Below are 675 nucleotides of genomic sequence, written 5' to 3' on the forward strand. Positions count from 1 at the left end.
GCTACCGGAGTTTTTACCACTAAGTCATGCGACTCTGTGGTCTTATGCGGTATTAGCACACTTTTCAATGTGTTATCCCCCTGCATAGGGCAGGTTACCCACGCGTTACTCACCCGTCCGCCGCTTTCCACTACCTAAATCACCCGAAGGTTCAATAGGTAGCTTCTCGCTCGACTTGCATGTGTTAAGCACGCCGCCAGCGTTCATCCTGAGCCAGGATCAAACTCTCATGTTAAAGTTTTAATCTTGACCAGATTGCTCTGGCTTATATTTTATAGACTATCGTCTTATCCATTAATTTACTAAGGAATTTTCTTGGGTAAAACTTATTACTAAGTTTTTGGTTGTTTCACTGTTCAGTTTTCAAGGTTCTCTGTTGTTGAGACAACGAAGTATATTTTATCATATACATAGCAATGTGTCAACATTTTTTTTAAGTTTTTTCTTTTTTTGCAAGCTAACTATTAAATTAGCTTAAATAGCGGAGAACGGAGTCGAACCGTTGACACTACGGGTATGAACCGTATGCTCTAGCCATCTGAGCTACTCCGCCAGATGTTATTATAATTATTGGTAAAAAATAGTTAGGATATTCCTAACTTTTAATTATTATATAAACATTCAAAACAACACATTGTGAACAACAAATTATCTTTATCAACCTTTGCAAAGCTA

1 tRNA gene and 1 rRNA gene are annotated in these 675 nt (G+C 37.6%); both read right to left on the reverse strand.

The features are described 5' to 3' along the window. Window positions 1-235 (reverse strand): 16S ribosomal RNA (locus tag AACQ14_RS21895); the annotation flags it as partial. Window positions 236-479: 244 nt separating this feature from the next. Then, a tRNA-Met gene (locus AACQ14_RS21900) sits at window positions 480-553 on the reverse strand. Window positions 554-675 lie beyond the last annotated feature (122 nt).

The sequence above is a fragment of the Vallitalea maricola genome (genome assembly GCF_036985595.1).
GTDB classification, from domain to species: Bacteria; Bacillota; Clostridia; order Lachnospirales; family Vallitaleaceae; genus Vallitalea; species Vallitalea maricola.